At 56.8% G+C, this 18,350-nt stretch carries 17 protein-coding genes and 1 tRNA gene; 7 read left to right on the forward strand and 11 right to left on the reverse strand.

What is annotated here, in order from left to right; genetic code table 11:
- The first annotated feature begins 246 nt into the window (after window positions 1-246).
- On the forward strand, window positions 247-1,335 hold the full coding sequence (locus H6G52_RS06755) for a type IV pilus twitching motility protein PilT (protein WP_099532084.1): 1,089 nt from the start codon (window positions 247-249) through the stop codon (window positions 1,333-1,335).
- Here H6G52_RS06755 and H6G52_RS06760 read toward each other — a convergent pair.
- The gene (locus H6G52_RS06760) at window positions 1,332-1,565 is read right to left on the reverse strand and encodes a hypothetical protein (protein ID WP_190527279.1); all 234 of its coding nucleotides are present in this window, start codon (window positions 1,563-1,565) and stop codon (window positions 1,332-1,334) included. The two genes, H6G52_RS06755 and H6G52_RS06760, sit on opposite strands and share 4 nt — an antisense overlap.
- Window positions 1,566-1,584: 19 nt before the next feature.
- Here H6G52_RS06760 and H6G52_RS06765 point away from each other — a divergent pair, with 19 nt between their 5' ends.
- From H6G52_RS06765 to H6G52_RS06780, 4 genes are all read left to right on the forward strand, one after another.
- A complete protein-coding gene (locus H6G52_RS06765) occupies window positions 1,585-2,844 on the forward strand; it encodes a type II secretion system F family protein (protein WP_190527281.1) in 1,260 nt (419 codons plus the stop codon).
- An 88-nt stretch (window positions 2,845-2,932) separates the two neighbouring features.
- Window positions 2,933-3,082, forward strand: a complete 150-nt coding sequence (locus tag H6G52_RS19040; RefSeq protein ID WP_190527283.1) for a pentapeptide repeat-containing protein — start codon at window positions 2,933-2,935, stop codon at window positions 3,080-3,082.
- Complete coding sequence (locus H6G52_RS06775; protein ID WP_190527284.1) at window positions 3,057-3,803, forward strand: hypothetical protein; 747 nt, start codon at window positions 3,057-3,059, stop codon at window positions 3,801-3,803. Before H6G52_RS19040 ends, H6G52_RS06775 begins: the two co-directional genes overlap by 26 nt.
- Before the next feature lie 200 nt (window positions 3,804-4,003).
- Window positions 4,004-5,347, forward strand: a complete 1,344-nt coding sequence (locus tag H6G52_RS06780) for an ATP-grasp domain-containing protein (RefSeq protein WP_190527286.1) — start codon at window positions 4,004-4,006, stop codon at window positions 5,345-5,347.
- A gap of 30 nt (window positions 5,348-5,377) precedes the next feature.
- On the opposite strand, the gene H6G52_RS06785 is transcribed toward H6G52_RS06780, so the two are convergent.
- From H6G52_RS06785 to H6G52_RS06800, 4 genes are all read right to left on the reverse strand, one after another.
- Window positions 5,378-5,450 (reverse strand) — tRNA-Ala (locus H6G52_RS06785).
- The gene (locus tag H6G52_RS06790) at window positions 5,441-6,202 is read right to left on the reverse strand and encodes an HAD family phosphatase (RefSeq protein WP_190527288.1); all 762 of its coding nucleotides are present in this window, start codon (window positions 6,200-6,202) and stop codon (window positions 5,441-5,443) included. The genes H6G52_RS06785 and H6G52_RS06790 overlap by 10 nt, the downstream gene beginning before the upstream one ends.
- Before the next feature lie 163 nt (window positions 6,203-6,365).
- Window positions 6,366-8,660, reverse strand: coding sequence for a transglutaminaseTgpA domain-containing protein (locus H6G52_RS06795; protein WP_190527290.1), 2,295 nt, complete (start codon window positions 8,658-8,660; stop codon window positions 6,366-6,368).
- Window positions 8,661-8,795: 135 nt separating this feature from the next.
- Window positions 8,796-10,121 carry an adenylate/guanylate cyclase domain-containing protein gene (locus tag H6G52_RS06800; RefSeq protein WP_370567679.1) on the reverse strand — a complete coding sequence of 442 codons (1,326 nt, stop codon included), beginning with the start codon at window positions 10,119-10,121 and terminating at the stop codon, window positions 8,796-8,798.
- A gap of 501 nt (window positions 10,122-10,622) precedes the next feature.
- Here H6G52_RS06800 and H6G52_RS06805 point away from each other — a divergent pair.
- Window positions 10,623-11,366, forward strand: a complete 744-nt coding sequence (locus H6G52_RS06805) for a Uma2 family endonuclease (protein WP_190527292.1) — start codon at window positions 10,623-10,625, stop codon at window positions 11,364-11,366.
- A 51-nt stretch (window positions 11,367-11,417) separates the two neighbouring features.
- On the forward strand, window positions 11,418-12,011 hold the full coding sequence (locus H6G52_RS06810; RefSeq protein ID WP_190527294.1) for a Uma2 family endonuclease: 594 nt from the start codon (window positions 11,418-11,420) through the stop codon (window positions 12,009-12,011).
- A 10-nt stretch (window positions 12,012-12,021) separates the two neighbouring features.
- Here the strand turns inward: H6G52_RS06810 and H6G52_RS06815 are convergent, their stop codons facing one another.
- The 6 genes from H6G52_RS06815 to H6G52_RS06840 all read right to left on the reverse strand — a co-directional run bounded on the left by H6G52_RS06815 (window position 12,022) and on the right by H6G52_RS06840 (window position 18,340).
- Window positions 12,022-12,201: a hypothetical protein gene (locus H6G52_RS06815; RefSeq protein ID WP_242026240.1), complete on the reverse strand. Its 180-nt coding sequence runs from the start codon at window positions 12,199-12,201 to the stop codon at window positions 12,022-12,024.
- A gap of 144 nt (window positions 12,202-12,345) precedes the next feature.
- The gene (locus H6G52_RS06820; protein WP_190527296.1) at window positions 12,346-12,660 is read right to left on the reverse strand and encodes a DUF2442 domain-containing protein; all 315 of its coding nucleotides are present in this window, start codon (window positions 12,658-12,660) and stop codon (window positions 12,346-12,348) included.
- Window positions 12,635-13,039 carry a DUF4160 domain-containing protein gene (locus H6G52_RS19045; RefSeq protein WP_370567680.1) on the reverse strand — a complete coding sequence of 135 codons (405 nt, stop codon included), beginning with the start codon at window positions 13,037-13,039 and terminating at the stop codon, window positions 12,635-12,637. Before H6G52_RS19045 ends, H6G52_RS06820 begins: the two co-directional genes overlap by 26 nt.
- A 118-nt stretch (window positions 13,040-13,157) precedes the next feature.
- Window positions 13,158-15,272 carry a tetratricopeptide repeat protein gene (locus tag H6G52_RS06830; RefSeq protein ID WP_242026241.1) on the reverse strand — a complete coding sequence of 705 codons (2,115 nt, stop codon included), beginning with the start codon at window positions 15,270-15,272 and terminating at the stop codon, window positions 13,158-13,160.
- A gap of 56 nt (window positions 15,273-15,328) precedes the next feature.
- Window positions 15,329-16,717, reverse strand: a complete 1,389-nt coding sequence (locus H6G52_RS06835) for an ATP-binding protein (RefSeq protein ID WP_190527297.1) — start codon at window positions 16,715-16,717, stop codon at window positions 15,329-15,331.
- Between the two features lie 36 nt (window positions 16,718-16,753).
- Window positions 16,754-18,340, reverse strand: a complete 1,587-nt coding sequence (locus H6G52_RS06840; protein ID WP_190527299.1) for a DHA2 family efflux MFS transporter permease subunit — start codon at window positions 18,338-18,340, stop codon at window positions 16,754-16,756.
- Window positions 18,341-18,350 lie beyond the last annotated feature (10 nt).

Raw genomic sequence — 18,350 nt, forward strand, 5'->3', positions numbered from 1 at the left:
GCAGGGAATGCGATCTTGATACGATCGCCCGCCCAATTGGGCATCCTCAGGCCAACTTCACGGCCAACTTCACGGCTGACCTCATCCCCGGTTTCGACGCTTCCCCATGGTTGGCCCCGCTCGAGTTGTTCAAACCCTGCCAACTTTGCGGGCCCCGACAGCGTTTTGATCCCGATCGACCCCCATTCGATCGACCCCTCATTCGATCCCCATTCGACCTAACCTCACTCGACAGGAGTAGCGACCATGCCACTGGATTACATGATCGAAGACGTGATGGAATCGCTGATCGAACAAGGCGGCTCCGACATGCATATCCAAGCCGGTGCGCCCATCTATTTTCGGATTAGCGGCAAACTGACCCCCCAACCGCAATTTGGTGAAGTTCTCGACTCCCAGGACTGCCAAAAGCTGATTTTCAGTATGCTCAACAACAACCAGCGGAAAGACCTGGAGCAAAACTGGGAATTGGACTGCGCCTATGGGGTCAAGGGTCTGTCGCGGTTTCGGGTGAATGTCTATCGCGAGCGGGGCTGCTGGGCCGCCTGTTTGCGGGCCCTGGCTTCCCAAATTCCCAACTTTGAAAAACTCGGTTTGCCCCAAGTGCTGCTGGAGATGGCGGAGCGGCCCCGGGGCATGGTGCTGATCACGGGGCAAACGGGATCCGGCAAAACCACCACCCTGGCGGCCTGTCTGGACTACATCAACCGCACCCGCGCGGAGCATGTTCTGACCGTGGAAGACCCGATCGAGTATGTGTTCCCGAACATGAAAAGCCTGTTCCACCAGCGGCAAAAGGGCGAAGACACCAAGAGTTTTGCCAACGCCCTGAAGGCAGCGTTGCGGGAAGACCCGGATATCATTCTGGTGGGGGAAATGCGGGACTTGGAAACCATTTCCTTGGCTATCTCCGCCGCTGAAACCGGTCACTTGGTTTTCGGAACCCTGCACACCAACTCCGCCGCCGGGACGATCGACCGGATTTTGGACGTGTTTCCCCCCATCCAACAGCCCCAAGTCCGGGCCCAGATGGCCAACTCCCTCGTGGGGGTTTGCTCACAAAACTTGGTCAAGAAAGTTGGGGGCGGTCGCTGTGCAGCACACGAAATTATGCTGAATACCCCCGCTGTGGCGAACCTGATTCGGGAAGGCAAAACCTCGCAAATCTATTCCACGATTCAAATGGGTGGTAAGCAGGGGATGCAAACCATGGAATCTTGCCTGGCGAAGCTGTACCAAGAAAACAAGATCACCTACGAAGATGCCCTGGGCAAAAGCTCCAAACCCGACGAGCTACAGCGGTTGTTGGGTGGCAAGGTGGGTGCTGGTCGCTAGGGACGCGGCATTCCTGCCCTAATCAGGCGGATCCAGTGAGGCGCACCTAGATTGGCATCACCGATCGAGCGCATATCGGGCGCATGATCGATCAACAGAAGGTAACGACGGGGTCGATCGCTCGGCAAACCCTCGGGCGATCGGCCCCAGCCCAACCCCCACAGCCCCTTTTCCCCCCGTGCCGCCGCCACCCCTGGCAACGGACTCTCGACAGAATTCTGAGGACTCACGTAGTTTGAGCAGCGCCCTATGGCTAAATTCATCGCCACCATCGCTGGCCCCGACGGCAAAGGCAAGCGCGAAGTTGTTGAAGCAGAAAGCATCAACGGGGCGCGTAATAAACTGATTGCCGCTGGGTTTAGCCAAGCCCAAATTCGCGATCTCAAGGAACAGAAAAGCGGCCTAGACATTGACCTTGCCAGCCTCACGGCCAGCGTAACCGTAAAGGATTTGGCCGTGTTCTCTCGGCAATTTTCCGCCATGTTCAATGCGGGCATTGCCATGGTGAAATGTTTGGATATTTTGAGCAATCAATGTGAAAATCCCAAACTGAAAAAAGCCCTATTTAAAATCAATGCTGATGTGCAAGAAGGGGAAACCCTGTCTTCTTCGCTGAAACGACACGGCGACATCTTCAGTAAGCTCTATTGCGCCATGGTGGAAGCAGGTGAAATTGGGGGGGTGCTCGATGAAGTGCTCACCCGACTGGCAACCCTGCTGGAAAATGCCGCCCGGCTACAAAACCAAATTAAGTCCGCCATGTCCTATCCCTCCACAGTGGGATCCTTGGCGGTCATTATCTTTTTGGGAATGACCATTTTTCTGCTACCAACCTTTACGGGAATTTTCGATAAGTTGGGGGCTGAATTGCCGGCGTTCACGCAAATCATGATTAATATCAGTGAGTTTTTGCGTGGCCCCACCTTCCCCGACGATGATCCCAAGGGGCGCAAGAATTTCTATGTGGTGTTTTTGGTAATTGCCTTGGTCATCGGCAAGGTTGTCTATGACCTGTGGTACAAAACACCGGCTGGCAAGCGCCAAATGGATGCCGTCTTTCTGAAGTTGCCGATTTTTGGAGACATCATTCAGAAAAGCTCGGTGGCTAGTTTTTGCCGTACCTTTGGGACGTTGACGCGATCGGGTGTGCCGATTATTCAAGCCCTCGAAATTTGTAAAGATACCGCCGATAACCAGGTGGTTTCGGATGCGGTGGCTTCCTCCATTACCGAAATTCAAGGTGGGGGGACGATCAGTGCGGCGATCGAGCGATATAAGGTCTTTCCGGCCATGGCCATTCAGATGATGATGATTGGTGAGGAAACCGGGGAACTCGACAAAATGCTAATGAAGGTGGCGGACTTCTATGAAGATGAAGTGGAGCAAGCAATCAAGGGTCTAACCAGTATGTTGGAGCCGTTGATGATTGTGGTGATTGGGGGGATGGTTGGTTCGATTTTGTTGGCGATGTATTTGCCCATCTTTGCGGTGATGGATGCGATTAAGTAGTGCTGCAAGGCAATGCTATTAACCATCAAAACTCCAAATATCAACCACCAAAACTCCAAGGCAAAGCGATCAATCATCAAAACTTCAGGTGAATTTTTCGCGGGCGAATTCTTCTCAGGTCAGCTTTTCTCAGGCGAATTTTTCTCGGGCGAATTTTTCTCAGGCAAACTTTTCCAGCGATCGAGTGAGCAGTAGCATCAGCGAGGCAGCCTATGTCCATCAAGTCTGCGGATTATGAGGAAATTCTGGCGACTTATAGTGGGCGGCAGGCGGCGATCGAGCTGCTGCGGGAATATCGGCCCTACTTGGAACTGTTGCCCAGTATGCGGCGGCCCCTGGACAGCACCGTGGTGATTACGTTGCCGTTGGCGCGGATCGATCCCGATGTGCTGGAAATGACCCAACTGGCCGAGGTGGCCGATGTGAGCCGATCGCGCCGTCGCCACTCGATCGAGTCCGAGCGATCGACCAACAAGCCGGGGCGGCAGGCGGTGCGGTTGCCCTGCGAGATTGCCCTCCTGATGTGCGATCCCGAGTGGCAGGTGACCACGGGCGTGGCGGTGTTTGTGTTTGTGCATCGGCCCAATGAGGATTTTTATGGGCTGATGAGTCGCTGGCGACAGACGCAATTGCTGCTCGATCGCGACTATGAATGGGTGATGCCCCTGGCTTACCGCCATGTGGTGGGCGATCGGGCCGATCGAATCTATCCGCTGTTTTTGCTGTCGGAGCGATCGCCCGAACGGTTGCAACGGGGCTTGAAGGGCGCAACCTTGCCCTATGTGGTTTGTCCAACCCAGGCGGAACCCCCCGCTCGATTCGATCCCCAGGTTGACCACACCCCCGCTCCCACCACGGATCTGACCCGCGAAACACCCCATCCGGGCCCGGGGCGATCGGCCCGCGATGCTCAGCCCACCTCCGATCCAGAGCTGGAAGGCGATCTTTGGGTTGAGTGAGGGTCGCCGCTCGCGCCCTTGGGGCCCAGTTGGTCTCAGTCGTTGCCCAAGACCCGGATTGGGCCCGGTATCCAATAGATTGCTTTTGTGCCTTGCGTGGCATTGGGCGACACAGCGCCGTTTTCAGCGCGATCGTATAATGCCAAAGCCATCCCACAAGGCTGGCCATCCCCTCCCCACAGCGTTTAGCTAGGTTAACGATGGACTTGCTGGAGTATCAGGCAAAAGCCCTGTTTGCCGCCATGGGCATTCCGGTGCTGCCTTCCCAACCGATCGCCAGCTTGCAGGAATTGCGGGAATTGAAAATTCCCTACCCGATCGCCCTGAAATCCCAAGTGCGGGCCGGGGGGCGGGGGCGTGCTGGTGGGATCCGGTTCGCCAGTAACACGATCGACGCGGTGGCCGCCGCCCAAGCCATTTTCAGCTTGCCGATCGGGGGGGAATGTCCTGCGTTGCTGTTGGCGGAGGCCAAATACAACGTAGAGCAGGAGTTTTATCTGGCGGTGGCGCTGGATGACAACGCCCGGCGGCCGGTGCTGCTGGGATCCACCCAAGGGGGGATGGATGGCAAGCTGTCCGCCGGTACGGTGCATCAGGTGTTGGTGGATGGGGAATTTTCGCCCTTCTATGCCCGCCGTTTGGTGCTGAAGATGGGTCTGCGGGGCGAGCTAGTGCCTTCCGTTAGCGAGATTGTGGAGCGGATGTATGCCCTGTTTGTCCAAAATGATTTGGATTTGGTGGAGATCAATCCCCTAGGGGTCGATCGAGCCGGGGAACTGATGGCCCTGGACGGCAAAGTCACCGTGAACGACAGTGCGATCGATCGCCACACGGAGTTGAAATGCCTGCTCAACGGCGTAGTGATGCCGCCCAGCCTCAAGCCCGTTTGGATTGAGGGCGGAACCGCGCCCGCTTCGGTGGCCAATGCGGCCCACGGTGCTCAGGGGGCCGTGAACGGTCAGAACAGCAATTCCACCAATGGCGATCGCAGCAAAAAGAACGCCAGCACCCCGATCGGGATTGTTTGCAATGGCATGGGGCTGACCTTAGCGGCCTTGGATTTGGTTTGCCGCTTTGGGGGCAACGTGGCCGGGTTCATCAATGTGGGCTGGACCGTGGGCGGTGGTCGCCCCGAAATCCTAGAAGGGCGGCTCGAACAGGCCTTAGCCAGTCTCAGCCATCCACACCCGGTGCGGGTGGTGCTGCTGGATTTGTTGGGCAGTGCCATCACCCTGGATGGCGTGGTGGCAGTGATTCACCAATATGCCAAGCGCCATGGTTGGTGGCGACAGGAAACCCAACCGATGGAAGAATTACCGCAACCCCTCTCCACCACCCGCAGTGAAGGGGACTTGGCTGTGAATAATTGGGCTAATAATTTGGCCCTGAATCAGGGACGCGGCCCCGCGATCGTACTGCGGGTGTTGGGAGAACCCAGTGATGAAACGCGCGAGTTAATTGAAAGCTTGCCGATTTCCCTGGCCGACAGCCTCGAAGCCGCAGCCAAACTGACGGCTGTGTTGGCCAACGCGCCCCAAGTTTAAGGAACTGGTTGAAATGGGAACTGGTTGAAATGGAGAATAGCGGACTCGAACCGCTGGCCTCTGCGGTGCGATCGCAGCGCTCTACCAACTGAGCTAATTCCCCGAGGCAATTGGCGTATCGGACATGGTAGCACCAATCGGCGGTTCAGGCCGTTCCCGACCGGCAAAAAGCCGCTGCACCCGATCGAGATCCAACGTATTCAAAAAGTCCACCACCCAATCGGCCCGGCGGTGCACCATTTGGAATGGGTGGCTGGTGGCCACGCCCACCACCTGCATTCCCGCAGCCTTGGCCGCCGCAATGCCAGGGTAGGTGTCTTCGATCGCCAAGCAATTTTGGGGTTGTAAATCCAGCCGATCGAGCTGAGATCGCAACTGGGCCACCGCTTGCAAATAACCATCGGGAGCGGGCTTGCTCTCGATGCCCATATCACCCGTAATCAGCACGCTAAAGAACGATCGCAGTCCCGCCCGACTCAAAACCGTCTCCACCTCCGCAGCCAGGGCCCCGGTCACAATTCCCATGGGCAACCCCAGGGTGCGCACCCGACTGCAAAAGTCCACCACGCCTGGATAGATCGGCAGTTGGGGCAAGTGGGCCAGACGATCGAGATACAGTTGCGACTTGCGGGCCACCAACCGATCGAGCGTGTCATCATCCACCATTCGCCCCCGCCGAGCCAGCAGATCCCGCAAACAGGCCCGATCGCTCCGGCCCAAACAGACCTCGCGGAATTCCTCCGGATCCGGCCGCAAATTCTCACTCAGCAACATCTCTTGCAGAAGTTGCCCGTGCAGCGGTTCGTCATTAATGATGGTGCCGTTAAAGTCCAGCAGAATTGCTTTGAGGGTCATGGGCAATTGGGCAAACAACGGCCAACGGAGCCTTTACCGATTCCCAACCTCGAAGATCCTCGGTGCGGATTGGAGTCCTGAATCCTGGGAACGGGAATTGCGTCTTAAAAGTTTAGCGCCAAACCAGTCCCCCACCGTTGAACACCAAAGACCAGGCCGCCCCCTAGCGAGCCGCCGCTCCCAACAGCCGGGGCCGATCGCGCCGTCGCACCCGTTGCCACTGTTCCCGCAAAGCCGCCACATCCGCCGGGCGATCGCCATAGCGCCAATCACTGTAGGCTCCAGCCACCGCCGCCAACAGCGCCAAGCGATCGCCCGCGCCGGGGCCGCCCCCCTGCTGGGCGAGCCACTGTTCATAGGCGGCCACATATTCCAATGGTGTTTGCCAAGGATAGGCGGGACAGTCTTCTGCTAACCAATCGCGCACCTCCTGATATAACGCAGCGATCGGGACTAACCGAGCCAAACGCCGCCGCCGTTGCCAAGTGTGCCAGCCCAACCAACCCAACCACAGGGCCCCGCCCACCACCAAGGCCAGGGCGATCGCCGCCAAAATACCTGTCCAGCCCCCCGTTAACAAACCCAGCAACCGACCCACCAGCGCCAGCAGTCCCCCCAACACCCCTGAAATCACCCCATCCAGCCAATTGCGCAGGGGCGTGGGCAACCAACCAGCCACCCAAGCCCAGAGTTTTTCCAGGGTGCTGAAGGTTTCATTTTTCTCGATCGAGGGTGGAATCAAGGGATGGCCAGGAATCGGGTCAAAGCTATACCAGCCATACCCGGGAAAATAAACCTCTGTGATCAAATGGGCATCGGTGTTGTACACCTCGTATAGGCCGGTGAAAGGATTGAACCGACCCGGCGCAAACCCGGCCGCCACCCGTGCCGGAATCCCCAAACTCCGCAACATGAGAGTGAGGGTAGTGGGGAAATGATCGGGATAGCCCCCTTGATACTGAAACAAAAAGCGATCGACCAAATCTTCGCCCGCAGCCGGTGGCGGCAAGTCCGGTTGTACGGTGTAGGTTTGCTTCAGGGCTTGGGCTAAGAACAGTGCCTGCTCATACGCATCATTACGGGCATTGGGAGCCTTCGCGAGTAACTCTTGGGTCCGTTTTTGCAACTTGGGCCGCAGGGCCGCGGGCACATCGAGGTAATAGTTCCGAATGAAGGGGGGATAGGTACGGCGGGCCTGGCGCAGTCGGGTGCGATCGCGGTAGGCCACTTGGGAGATGACCGAGTAGGTTAACCCCTCATCCAAAATGCGGGGCGATCGAATGCTGCCTTCCTTGTCGATCGCAATTCCTCGGGTTGGGAAAAACAGCTCCGTTGGTTGGGCCAGGGTGGGAATCAGGTTGGGCAAGGCCGAAAGCACCGTGTAGCTTTGCACCACCTCTTCAATTTGGGCGCGGGTTGGCTCCGGCGGAATCACAAAGCGATAGGACCAATCGGGCCGCACCAGGCTTTGGGTGTCGTCATTGCGGGAAATTTCCCACCCGCGACCGGTGTAGCGATCGAACCCCAACACCCGCCAAAAGCCCGGCGACTGCGATCGCACCCGCATCACCAAGGTGGGAACCAGTTGCCCCTGAAGGGTTTGGTCGATCGTGCTGCTAAAGCCGTAATAGAACGTGTTGTCCGTTTGGCCGCGGCCTGCGCCGCTGGTTCCCCCGAGGGCTTGGCCATCTTGCCCATAACCGGGATTGCGAATCGACGCAGACTGATCCCGGTTATCAAACATCTGATCCATCAAATTGGGCGGGGCCGTCACCGGAAACTGGCGCAGTTGGTAGCCCGGAAAACGCGGCAGCAGGGCAAAGACCACTAGCCCCAAAACCGCCACCACCCCAAATAGCCGCGCCATCTGACCCGGCCGCATTAGCCCCGTGAGGTTGCGCCAATCCCGATCGCCCGGTTCCAATCCCAGGCGCGATCGATAGTCCAACACCAACATTGGCAGCGCCACCCCCACAAAGGCTACCAACACGGGCGCAAACAACATGGTTTGGCTGAGGGTTCCGGCCACCCCCATCAGAATCAGCCCGATCAGCATCGAGTAGCCCAAGTCCTTGCGCCGGGGCAAGTCAAAGCAATGGAGCACTTGCAAATGGATCAGCAACTCCGCCAAAACCAGGCGCGTATCTCCCAAATTGCCCAGGAGAGATCGAAAGAAAACGGCCAAGGCCACCAGCATTCCCGCCGCGATCGCCAGTTGCGCCCCCAAGTTGCGCCGCCGCCGTTGCCGCCAACTCCAGTAGGCCCCGCCAAAGCTGAGGGGAATGGCCCACCAACTGGTTTGGGTTCCAGCGGCCACATCGGTGGCCAAAATCCCGATCGCCACCAAAATTTGCACCAAGATTCGCAGGGCGATCGACTCTTCCGGTTGCGGCCGGGGTTGATTTTGCCAAGTTTGCAGCCGTTGCCACCAAGCCTTCCTTGCCGCTTCCGAAACCATGCCTGTTCCCCGGTCTTGCTTCAGCTATTCCCAGGATAATGGCTTGGCCAAAGATCCCCAGATCCTCAACCGATCAATCACAGTCACAATCACGCTCATGAACGATCGCGATCATCACCACGATCTCAACCCCCATCAAAGAGCAATTTCAGGAGTTGGCTCACGCGATCGCAACTCCGACGGCCCCGAGTCAGTGCCATGGGGCACAGGGGCCGGTGTTTCTTCCGAGGCCGAGTTGGCTTCCGGATTGGGCCAGGGACTCGATCGCCTCCGCACATAGAGATAGGCCGTCATGCGACCGCGCCCCTTCACTGGCAGATTAGACCAACGCTCAAACTCGTAATGATCCTTCAGGTAGGCATAGGTTGCCTCGGTCACCTGAATTTTGCCGGGAATCCCCTGGGACTCCATTCGACTGGCCACATTTACCGTGTCGCCCCAAAGGTCATAGCTAAATTTTTTGATGCCGATCACGCCGGCCACCACGGCCCCCGTGTTGATGCCAATTCGCAAGGCCAAGGGCAACCCGGTTTCTCGCCGCAGTTGATTAATTTCTCGGCGCATGGCGATCGCCATTTCCATCACCGTGAGGGCATGGTCAGGGCGCGGCACAGGAATTCCGCCGGCCACCATGTAGGCATCGCCGATCGTCTTAATTTTTTCGAGGCCAAATTCTTCGGCTAATCGATCGAACGCCGAAAAAATTCGATTCAACAATTGCACCAACTCCAAAGGCGGCAACTGCACCGAAAGGGGCGTGAAGTCCACAATATCGGCAAATAAAATTGTGGCTTCCTCAAACCGATCGGCGAGGATTTCGTTTTCCATCGCCAACCCATCCTCCCTTGCCAGCCGATCGACAATGGCTTGGGGCAACACATTCAATAGCAACTTTTGCGTGCGGCTTTGCTCATCGCGCAGGGCCGATTCCATTTGCCGCCGCTCCCGCACTTCCCGATCGAGCAAAAAGAGCTGCTCTTGTAATAATTCTGCCTGTCGTCGCAAACGCTTTTGCAAACTGGCGGCCAACAGGGCCGGCCCCCGAAACAGCGTCAGATTGCGGGCCCGCTCATGGAGTCGATCGAGCCGACTGCGATCCAAATGCAACCGAATGCGTGCCAAAGCCTCCGCCGGTTCCAAGGGCAACAGCAAATAGTCCGCCGCCCCCGCCGCAAACAACGCGCCCCGATCGATTTGCCCCGCCGCCCCCACCAGTACGATCGGGGTGTTTTGGTAGGGGGCCGCCGATCGCAACTGATGGCACAGTTCCAAGGCCGCCAGCTCCGGCCAAGACCCCACCAACACCAAAAGCGGCTGGAGCCGAGCGGCCGCCGCCATCAACTCATCCAAACTCGCGGGGCAATGGGCTTCGCACCCTAACTCCGCCACCACCTGGGCCAAGGCCTGCGCCAACTCCCGATCGGCAATGCCAATCAGAATTGGGCTACCGGAGGCAACCACAGCCGAGCTTGTCGTTGGAGCATTCACAATAATCGCAGCGCCATGCGGCCGAAAACGATGCAGCCTGTCGTAACCATCAGTTACTAGGTAGGGGCTACAACTCCGCACAGACCAAATCCGCCTCAAACCAGAGATTCAAGGGAAATTGCCCCCAAAATCTCGGTATTTCGTGGTCAAAATTCGGTAAATGATGACAACCGACCGCCACAGCGGCGATCGCCCCCCCAAAAGACAGACTGCGTGACAATACGCCGATTAAAGATGCACCAACGGTTTAGCTCCCTGAGGCCGCACTGTGGCATCAAGCAACCTTCAGCTCAGGGTTTTGAGCCAAAAGTATCTTGAGCCTTGAGCCAGCAACAAAGCTGCTGCGATCGTATCAAAATTCCCCCGAATCCAGGTTTCCTAGGCCCCACAAACCCCCACCGGGCGATCGCAGGCTCCGTTGGCATCAGGCTCCGTTGGCATAATGAGACCAACCGCGATCGTGAGGACTAACCGATGATTGCCCAACCCACCACCACGACGATCACGCCAGGGATTCAGCCCCCACCGATCGACTATCCCGACAGCGACGGCCAGCCGATCGCGGACAACACGAAACAGTTTCATTGGATCCAAAAGATCTACATGAACCTTGCCGCCGTCTTTACCAACGATCCGCAAGTTTTTGTGGCGGGCGATCTGCTCTGGTATCCGGTGGAAGGCGACAACAAAACCCGCCAAGCGCCCGATGTGATGGTGGCGTTTGGGGTTCCCAAGGGCGATCGGGGTTCCTACAAGCAGTGGTGTGAAAACAACATCGCGCCCCAAGTGGTATTTGAGATTTTGTCGCCGGACAATCGCTTTGGGGAAATGCTGAAAAAGCAGGCGTTCTATGACACCTACGGCGTTGAGGAATATTACATCTACGATCCCGATCGCCATGATTTGAGCATTTTGGTGCGATCGGAGCGGGGCGATTTGCGGCTCCGGGACGATCGCCCGGATGATTGGGTGAGTCCCCGGCTCGGCATTCGGTTCCAAATGGACGAAGACACCCTCACCCTATTTCGGCCGGACGGTCAGCCCTTTTCGACCCTGGCGGAAGAGATCCAACGCACCAAGCAAGAGCGCGATCGGGCTGAGGAAGAGCATCAACGCGCCGAGCAAGAACGGAAACGGGCTGAACAGGAGCGAGATCGAGCCGATCGCCTGGCGGCCCGGTTGCGGGAGTTGGGCATTGATCCCGAGGCGATCGGGTAGACCACGGCACAATAGCAACAGGCGATCGCGATCGGTAGGAGCGCAACGGGAATGACCATTGCCACAAGCCCTCAAACCTGGACGGATCAAGACTGGATGGCCTTACCCAGAGAGGGGCATCGCTACGAGTTGGTGGACGGTCAGGTGGTGGATATGGGCAATTCGGGGATGGAGCATGGCTATTTGGCCTGCGTTTTGGTGGCGGCACTGATGAATTGGGTGCGATCGCGCCGTTTGGGGGCGGTTTGTGATTCGAGCACGGCGTTTACCCTGGGCAATGGCAACCGGCGATCGCCCGATATTGCCTTTATCGATCGATCTCGGTTGCAGGGTCTCAGCCGCCCGCCCCGAGGCTATTTTGAGGGTGCGCCGGATTTGGTGGTGGAGATTTTGTCGCCGGGCAACACGGTGGACGAAATGCACCAAAAAATCGTGGAATATTTTGCCCACGGGACGCGCTTGCTGTGGAAGATTGACCCGAATGAGCGCTGCATTTTGGTTTATCACGGCCCGGAACCCGATCGCCTGTTGCGGGTTGGCGATTTGTTGGAGGGGGAGGATGTGGTGAGCGGGTTTGCGTTCCCGGTGGCGGAGTTATTTGAACCGTGGGATTTTGAGGAGCCGCGATCGCTCCCTGCGAGCTAGATTGGTTGGTCTATGGCGGGTCTGGGGTGATCCAATCCGTGAGCGATCGCCCTAGGTAGGCTTCCAAAAAGGCTCGGGCGGCGGCGGGTTCGATCGCCTCTAGGGCGGCCACGATGGCTGGAATTGCGTCGGCTTGGGGGTCTTGGGTTTCGTTGAACCAATAATGCACGGTCGATCGGGCAATGCCCATGGTGACGGCGAGCCGCCAATGGTCTGAAAGGGGGGGCTGATGCCGTAGTCTTGCAAGGTTTGTTTGAGTGCTTTTCCTGCTCGCGCCATGCCCCCAATAGTCTCAAAGGGGGGCTGATGGGTGCAATGATGAGGGCGATCGATCCTACGGTTCTCGGATGGGGGTCGATCGCCGTTGGGTGAGCCAGCGATCGAACGATCGGGTGCTTTCGCCGCTGCGTTTGCCGGCCAGGAGTCCATTGATGCCGATGTGTTCGTCGAGGTCGGGCCACTCGATCGCGTAGCCATCGCCGAGCAGTTGCCAGTTTTGGCGTTCGGTGGGGGTGGCTTGTTGCAAGCGGGGATACCAATCGAGGGGGATGGTGAGTTGGCGGCCGTCGGCGAGGTGAATGGTGAAGGTGTGATCGTCAAAGTCGATTCGCTGGGCTTGGGGTTCAATCTCCAAGATCAAAGTAGTCATGCCAGGCCTCAATCAGCTCGGGTTGGTGTTCTTGAACGAGTTTGATAATGCGACTGACTTCGTGGTCAGGAAAGCCGAGGTTTTTGCTAGTTTCAACTGGATCGAGCCAAATCTTAATCAGTTGCCGATCGCGTTTGACGTGGATGTGGGGTGGCTCTCCTCGATCGGAACTGAAGAAAATGAAGCTGTAGGGGCCGACTTGCAGAACGGTTGGCATTTTTGATCCATTTTCTAATGACTCAAGGGCGATCGGGTAGGGTGCTGTGGGAGGACGGTTAAAGGGTTGCGAAACGGTTGATTTGTTCTCCCACGCACCGTCGATCGCCCAATCGAGAGTCGGGGCGGTGCGTGAGGCGAAATCGATCTCGATCGTTCCCATGCTCTGCGTGGGAATGGCAGGTTGACGCTCTGCGTCCGGTTGGGGGTGTTTCGACGCAGAGCGTCGGGGAGGGCGTTCCCACTCAGAGTGTGGGAACGATGAGATTTCGGGCGACAGGTTATGGGGTGAGGTGGGACTGGAGCAGGTCGATCGCCCGGTGCAGGTCGGGGGTTTGCAGGGGCGATCGGGCGATCGCTTGGGAGGCTTCCAGCACGCCGCCCCGAATCGGCCACGTTGCTGTGGGATCAGTCAGGGTGGCGAGGGTGGCGGTGAGTTGCTCAAAACCGGCTTCGACATTGCCCAACAGGATCGAGATGATCGACCAATGGAGTTGTTCTTGATCGTCTGATTTGGGGCAGAGTTGCAGGCTTTCGGCTAGGAGCGATCGGGCACTGTCGAGATCGGAGCGCAAGGCTCGCACTGCTGCCAAATTGAAGGCGGACATATAAAAGCTGGGTTTGAGTTCTCTAGCTTTTAACAAATAGGTTTCGGCTTCGTCGAGGCGATCAATAATTAGGCACAAAAAGCCGAGATTATTGGGCGGAATTTCATCGGTGGGATCGAGTTCGGCTACCTTTTGAAAGGTGGCGATCGTCCCAGCGAGATCGCCTTGCTCAAATTGCAATAGTCCTAAATCGTAGTAGGGCGAAGTGTTTTGCGGGTTGAGTTTGATTGCTTGTTGAAAGGCGGCGATCGCCTCTTCATGCCGCCCAAGATGACCCAGCGCAGTGCCTCGGTTGTACCAGGCATCGTGGTCGTCGGGCTTGAATTGGAGGGCTTGGTCGTAGCTGGCGATCGCCTCTTCATAGCGCCCAAGATTATCCAGCGCAATGCCTCGGTTGTTCCAGGCTTCGTGGTAATCGGGTTTGAATTGGAGAGTTTGGTCGTAGCTGGCGATCGCCTCTCCATGCTGCCCAAGAGCATTTAGCATCATGCCTCGACCAAAGCAGGCGTGATATTCATCAGCTTTAAGCTGGAGGGTGCGATCATAGCTACTGATCGCATCTTCACACCATCCCAAAATACTCAAAACCAGACCTCGCATAAGCCAAACTTTTTCACTATCAGGATTGAGCTGGAGGGCACGATCATAGCTGCTGATCGCATCTTCATACCGTCCCAAATCCTTCAGTGCACTGCCTCGTTTACTCCAAACATCGTAGTCATCGGGTTTGAACTGAAGGGCGCGATCATAGCTGGTAATCGCATCTTCATACCGTCCCAAATCCTTCAGTGCGCTGCCTCGGGCACTCCAGGCATTGTCGTCATCGGGTTTGAGCTGGATAGCACGATCATAGTTAGTAATTGCCTCCTCATATTGCCCAAGAATACTCAGAACCAGACCTCGAATAAGCCAAACTTTTTCACTGTCAGGATTGAGCTGTAGAGCGTGACCATAGCTGGTGATTGCTTCTTCATACCGCCCCATATGAAACAATGAACTACCGTGCAAAAAAGCAGCTGAATCATTTGTCGGATCAAGATCAAGGGCACGGATAAAGTTACTGATTGCCGGACTGTAATTTTTAGCGAAAAAATTTAGCTTTCCAGCTTGAAAGTAGAGTTTGCTTAGTTGATTTATATCACCAGTAATTTTAATCAGGTCTTGTAATTCAAGCAGCTTTTTGATGAACTCTGCCTCAGTCAGATTTTCATAGCTATCTTCTGCTAATGCTTCTTCTAGGATTTTTCGATCAATTTCTGAAGATTCTAAGGGAAACCGATAGACCCCTAGCCGCCAATCAAAAAAGTCCGGCGCTCGCTCACTGAGATATTGCATGGTCGTCGGTCGGCAACCGATGATAAATGCACAAGGAAACTGATCTCGCAAGGTTTCCCGCGCCCAATTCAAATGCTGCAAAATTGGCGGTACACCGCGCCAATCAACCTCATAAATTTGTACATCGCTCCAGCCCGCCTGCCGCTTGGTGTCTTCGTAGTCCAGCAGGGTTGCATCCAAATCCCGCACAAACAGCACATCAAACTCGTTCGTTGCTGCCAGCTCCTTCACCTTGTCTAGCAGCGTCGTATCTTTTCGATCGAGCACCAATTGAGCAAACCGCTTTTCGGGAATCTCCCGCCGCAAGCGATCGAAGAGTTCCAATTCCTTAGCGCGATCGCACACCACAAAATGCAGCTCAAACCCCGTTTGCCGCTGGAGCGATCGCCGCAAATTGCCATAGATCTCCTCCGGTGTTTCCGGTAGCAAATCCTCCTCTTCATCCCAATCCATCCCTCATTTCCTCCTCAAACTCTGGACTGGCAGACCGTAGCTCAAGCCCCTTGCTCCTATGGGTTTGCTTTTACAAAAGCCTCCCACCGCTGCTTAAATTCCTTGGAACTCCGAATCAGCGGATGCACCGCCGCCCAAGTGATTTTTTCGTCGTTTTCTTCGTCCCACTCGCGATATTCCAGCACACACAATCGAAACAGCAAATTGCGACAGCGATCTTCGCACTCGTTGCGGCTGTCCTTGGTTTGCTCAACCGCCATCAACGCTTCCCAATCCTCAAATCGGATCGCATCCAGATAGGTTTCTCGCGCCTCCGCGATCGCCCGTTGCACCGTTTTCAAACTAATGGGCAACACATCAATCCGCTTCAACGATTCCTGCACCAACCGCATCAGTTCCCGCATATGCCCACCACTGGCCACACACAACCGCTGCACGGCGGCCTCATCGGCAAACACATCGGGCACGAGCGATCGCCCCGGCGCAGCTTTCGCCACCCGCCGAGCCAACACATCTCGCAATTTGGCATAGCCATCATTCAGCATTTGATGATCGCGATCGGCGATCGCCACCATCGGCAACCGTTCCACCCCGTCATACTCATCCCGCAACCGCGACGCACTGGCCGAAAACACAAAGGATACCGGAGCCGTATAAATCGTGTGGCAGTTGAGGGACTTCAGGGAATCCGCGCGATCGAGAAAAATCTCATCGTGATTGGTGCGGCCCTGGGTGCGATCGACCGGCGAAATGCGGTCTAAGTTGTCCGCCATCACCACCAAATCGCGTTTACCCAGTGGCAATTTTTGGCGCGCATTGGCTAGCAAATCGTTCAAGGCTGTTTCTAAGCTTTCGGTGCGATCGAGCATCAATTTGCGAACTTGATCGCGCTTTTGGGGTTCCAATCGTACCGCCGTAGTCAGCTTGGCAAACTGACTCAGTTGCAGCTCCACATTGGTTTTCAGATCGTCAATTTTGATATCAGCCGATAGGATAGTTTTGAGATCATCAAAAGACTTAGAAATCCATTGGGCGATCGGTTGCGAATCGAGTCCTTCTAGGCTCTTGAGTCCATCAATAATATTGCGAGCACAAGCCAGCAAAATATCTGAATATTCCGTATCTTTCAGGTTCAAATCCCCTGCATCTTCCGTGGCAGCGGCGAAGTAAACCACAAAAAAGCCGCGCTCTTCTAACCACTGTTTCAGCTTTTTCAGCTCCGTGGATTTGCCGCCGCCGCGATGACCGGAATAGATTTGGCAGGTTTTGCGTTGGGCATCGGTGATTGTGCGGCCCAAGTCCACGGTGATGTCATCGTCGCCCCGCACCGACGTGCAATCCACATATGCGGGATCGCCCGGTTCTAGCGGTCGCGACGGATCGAATTCGTGTTTGAGCTGAACAATGGTCTGAAATTCTGGGCTAAACACGCCGATAACTACCAACGCAACTAGCCTCGATTGTAGCCAAGCCGATCGCCCCTAGTGCCCCGCGCTCGGTGCTTGACCCTTGCGACCCTTGCCCAGCAACAACAACAGCGGCAACGAAGCCAAAAACGCCATCCCCACCACCCAAAACGTGTCACTAAACGACAAAATCGACGATTGCAAACTCAAGAGGCCATCCAGCGAGGCGATCGCCTGTTGGTGAGCCGTCGTCGGATCAACGCCACGACTCTGAAACGCGCTGGTCAGGGCATCGAGTCGCGCTTGGGTTTCGGGGCTATAAACACTCAAGTGCTCGCTCAACACACTGCGGTGAAAGGCATTGCGGCGATCGAGCAGCGTCGTCAAAATCGCGATGCCAATGCTGCCGCCCAGTTGCCGCGTCAGGTTATAAAACCCCGACCCGGCGGGAATGTCAGCCGGGGGCAACGAGCCGAGGGTGGCCAAGCTGAGGGGCAAAAACATCATCACCGTGCCCACGCCCCGAAAAATTAGTGGATAGAACAGTGAATCGCTGCTGGAGTCGGGGTTGAGGGTCGCCAGGGAAAACATCACGAGGCTGGTCATGATGCTGCCCGCCGCGATCGCCCAGCGGGGATCGATCAAGCTGCTCACTTTTCCCAGCATGAGCATCGTGGCGGCGGAGGCCAGCGCCCCCGGCAACAGCAACAGACCCGTTTGCTGGGCGGTGTAGTGCAACACGCTCTGGGCAAAAATCGGCACGGCGAACAAGGTTCCATAGAGACCCATGCCCACCACGGCGGAATAGATGCTGCCGGCCGCGAGCGATCGATGGCGCAACACACGCAAGTCCACGGCCGGGTGGCGCACGGTCAGCTCCCGCCAAATGAACAGCACCAACCCCACGATCGCGGCGATCGCCAGGGCGATGATCGTCGGGGACTCAAACCAGTTGTCCTGTTCACCCTCTTCCAGGAAGGTTTGCAGGCTGCCCACGGCGATCGTTAGCAGGCCAATGCCCCACCAATCGACTGATCGCCTTGGGCCGGAGCGATCGCGCGGGCGATCGGCGGGCAAAAACAGCAGAGCCATCGCCACCGCCGCGATGCCGAAGGGGATATTGATGAAAAAGATCCAGCGCCACCCGAGGTTATCGGTCAGGTAGCCGCCGAGGGTCGGCCCGATCGCCGGCCCCGTAATCACGCCGACTCCAAAGACCGCTTGGGCCAACCCCTGCTCGGCGGGCGGAAAGCTCTGGAACAAAATCGACTGGGCCTTGGCCAGCAAGCCACCGCCCAGTAACCCTTGCAAGATGCGGGCGGCCACCAGCTCGGGCAAACTGCCGGATAGGCCACAGAGAACGGAGGCGATCGTGAAGCCCGCCAAGGACAGAACAAAATAGCGCTTTTGGCCGAAGGTTTCGCCCAGCCAAGCCGTCAGGGGAATCACGATCACGTTGGCGATCGCGTAGCCTGTGACGATCCAGCCGATTTCGCTGAGGGTGGCTCCGACGCTGGATTGGATATCCGTGAGGGCGACGTTGACGATGCTGGTGTCAATCACTTCCAGGATTGCGCCCAGGGAAGCGGTGGCGGCGATCGCCCATTTCAGCCAGCCGGTGGGATAGGTCGGGGCGATCGCGGGATGAGAGTTAGCGCTCATGGGGTCTGGC

This window comes from Limnothrix sp. FACHB-881, from assembly GCF_014698135.1.
Classification (GTDB): Bacteria; Cyanobacteriota; Cyanobacteriia; order CACIAM-69d; family CACIAM-69d; genus CACIAM-69d.

Bases quoted from the DNA above. Each gene is read 5' to 3' on its own strand.
- H6G52_RS06755 (WP_099532084.1), top strand. From the start codon at position 247: ATGCCACTGGATTACATGATCGAAGACGTGATGGAATCGCTGATCGAA.
- H6G52_RS06765 (WP_190527281.1), top strand. From the start codon at position 1,585: ATGGCTAAATTCATCGCCACCATCGCTGGCCCCGACGGCAAAGGCAAG.
- H6G52_RS06775 (WP_190527284.1), top strand. From the start codon at position 3,057: ATGTCCATCAAGTCTGCGGATTATGAGGAAATTCTGGCGACTTATAGT.
- H6G52_RS06780 (WP_190527286.1), top strand. From the start codon at position 4,004: ATGGACTTGCTGGAGTATCAGGCAAAAGCCCTGTTTGCCGCCATGGGC.
- H6G52_RS06790 (WP_190527288.1), bottom strand. From the start codon at position 6,202: ATGACCCTCAAAGCAATTCTGCTGGACTTTAACGGCACCATCATTAAT.
- H6G52_RS06795 (WP_190527290.1), bottom strand. From the start codon at position 8,660: ATGGTTTCGGAAGCGGCAAGGAAGGCTTGGTGGCAACGGCTGCAAACT.
- H6G52_RS06805 (WP_190527292.1), top strand. From the start codon at position 10,623: ATGATTGCCCAACCCACCACCACGACGATCACGCCAGGGATTCAGCCC.
- H6G52_RS06810 (WP_190527294.1), top strand. From the start codon at position 11,418: ATGACCATTGCCACAAGCCCTCAAACCTGGACGGATCAAGACTGGATG.
- H6G52_RS06815 (WP_242026240.1), bottom strand. From the start codon at position 12,201: ATGGGCATTGCCCGATCGACCGTGCATTATTGGTTCAACGAAACCCAA.
- H6G52_RS06820 (WP_190527296.1), bottom strand. From the start codon at position 12,660: ATGACTACTTTGATCTTGGAGATTGAACCCCAAGCCCAGCGAATCGAC.
- H6G52_RS19045 (WP_370567680.1), bottom strand. From the start codon at position 13,039: ATGGGAACGATCGAGATCGATTTCGCCTCACGCACCGCCCCGACTCTC.
- H6G52_RS06830 (WP_242026241.1), bottom strand. From the start codon at position 15,272: ATGGATTGGGATGAAGAGGAGGATTTGCTACCGGAAACACCGGAGGAG.
- H6G52_RS06840 (WP_190527299.1), bottom strand. From the start codon at position 18,340: ATGAGCGCTAACTCTCATCCCGCGATCGCCCCGACCTATCCCACCGGC.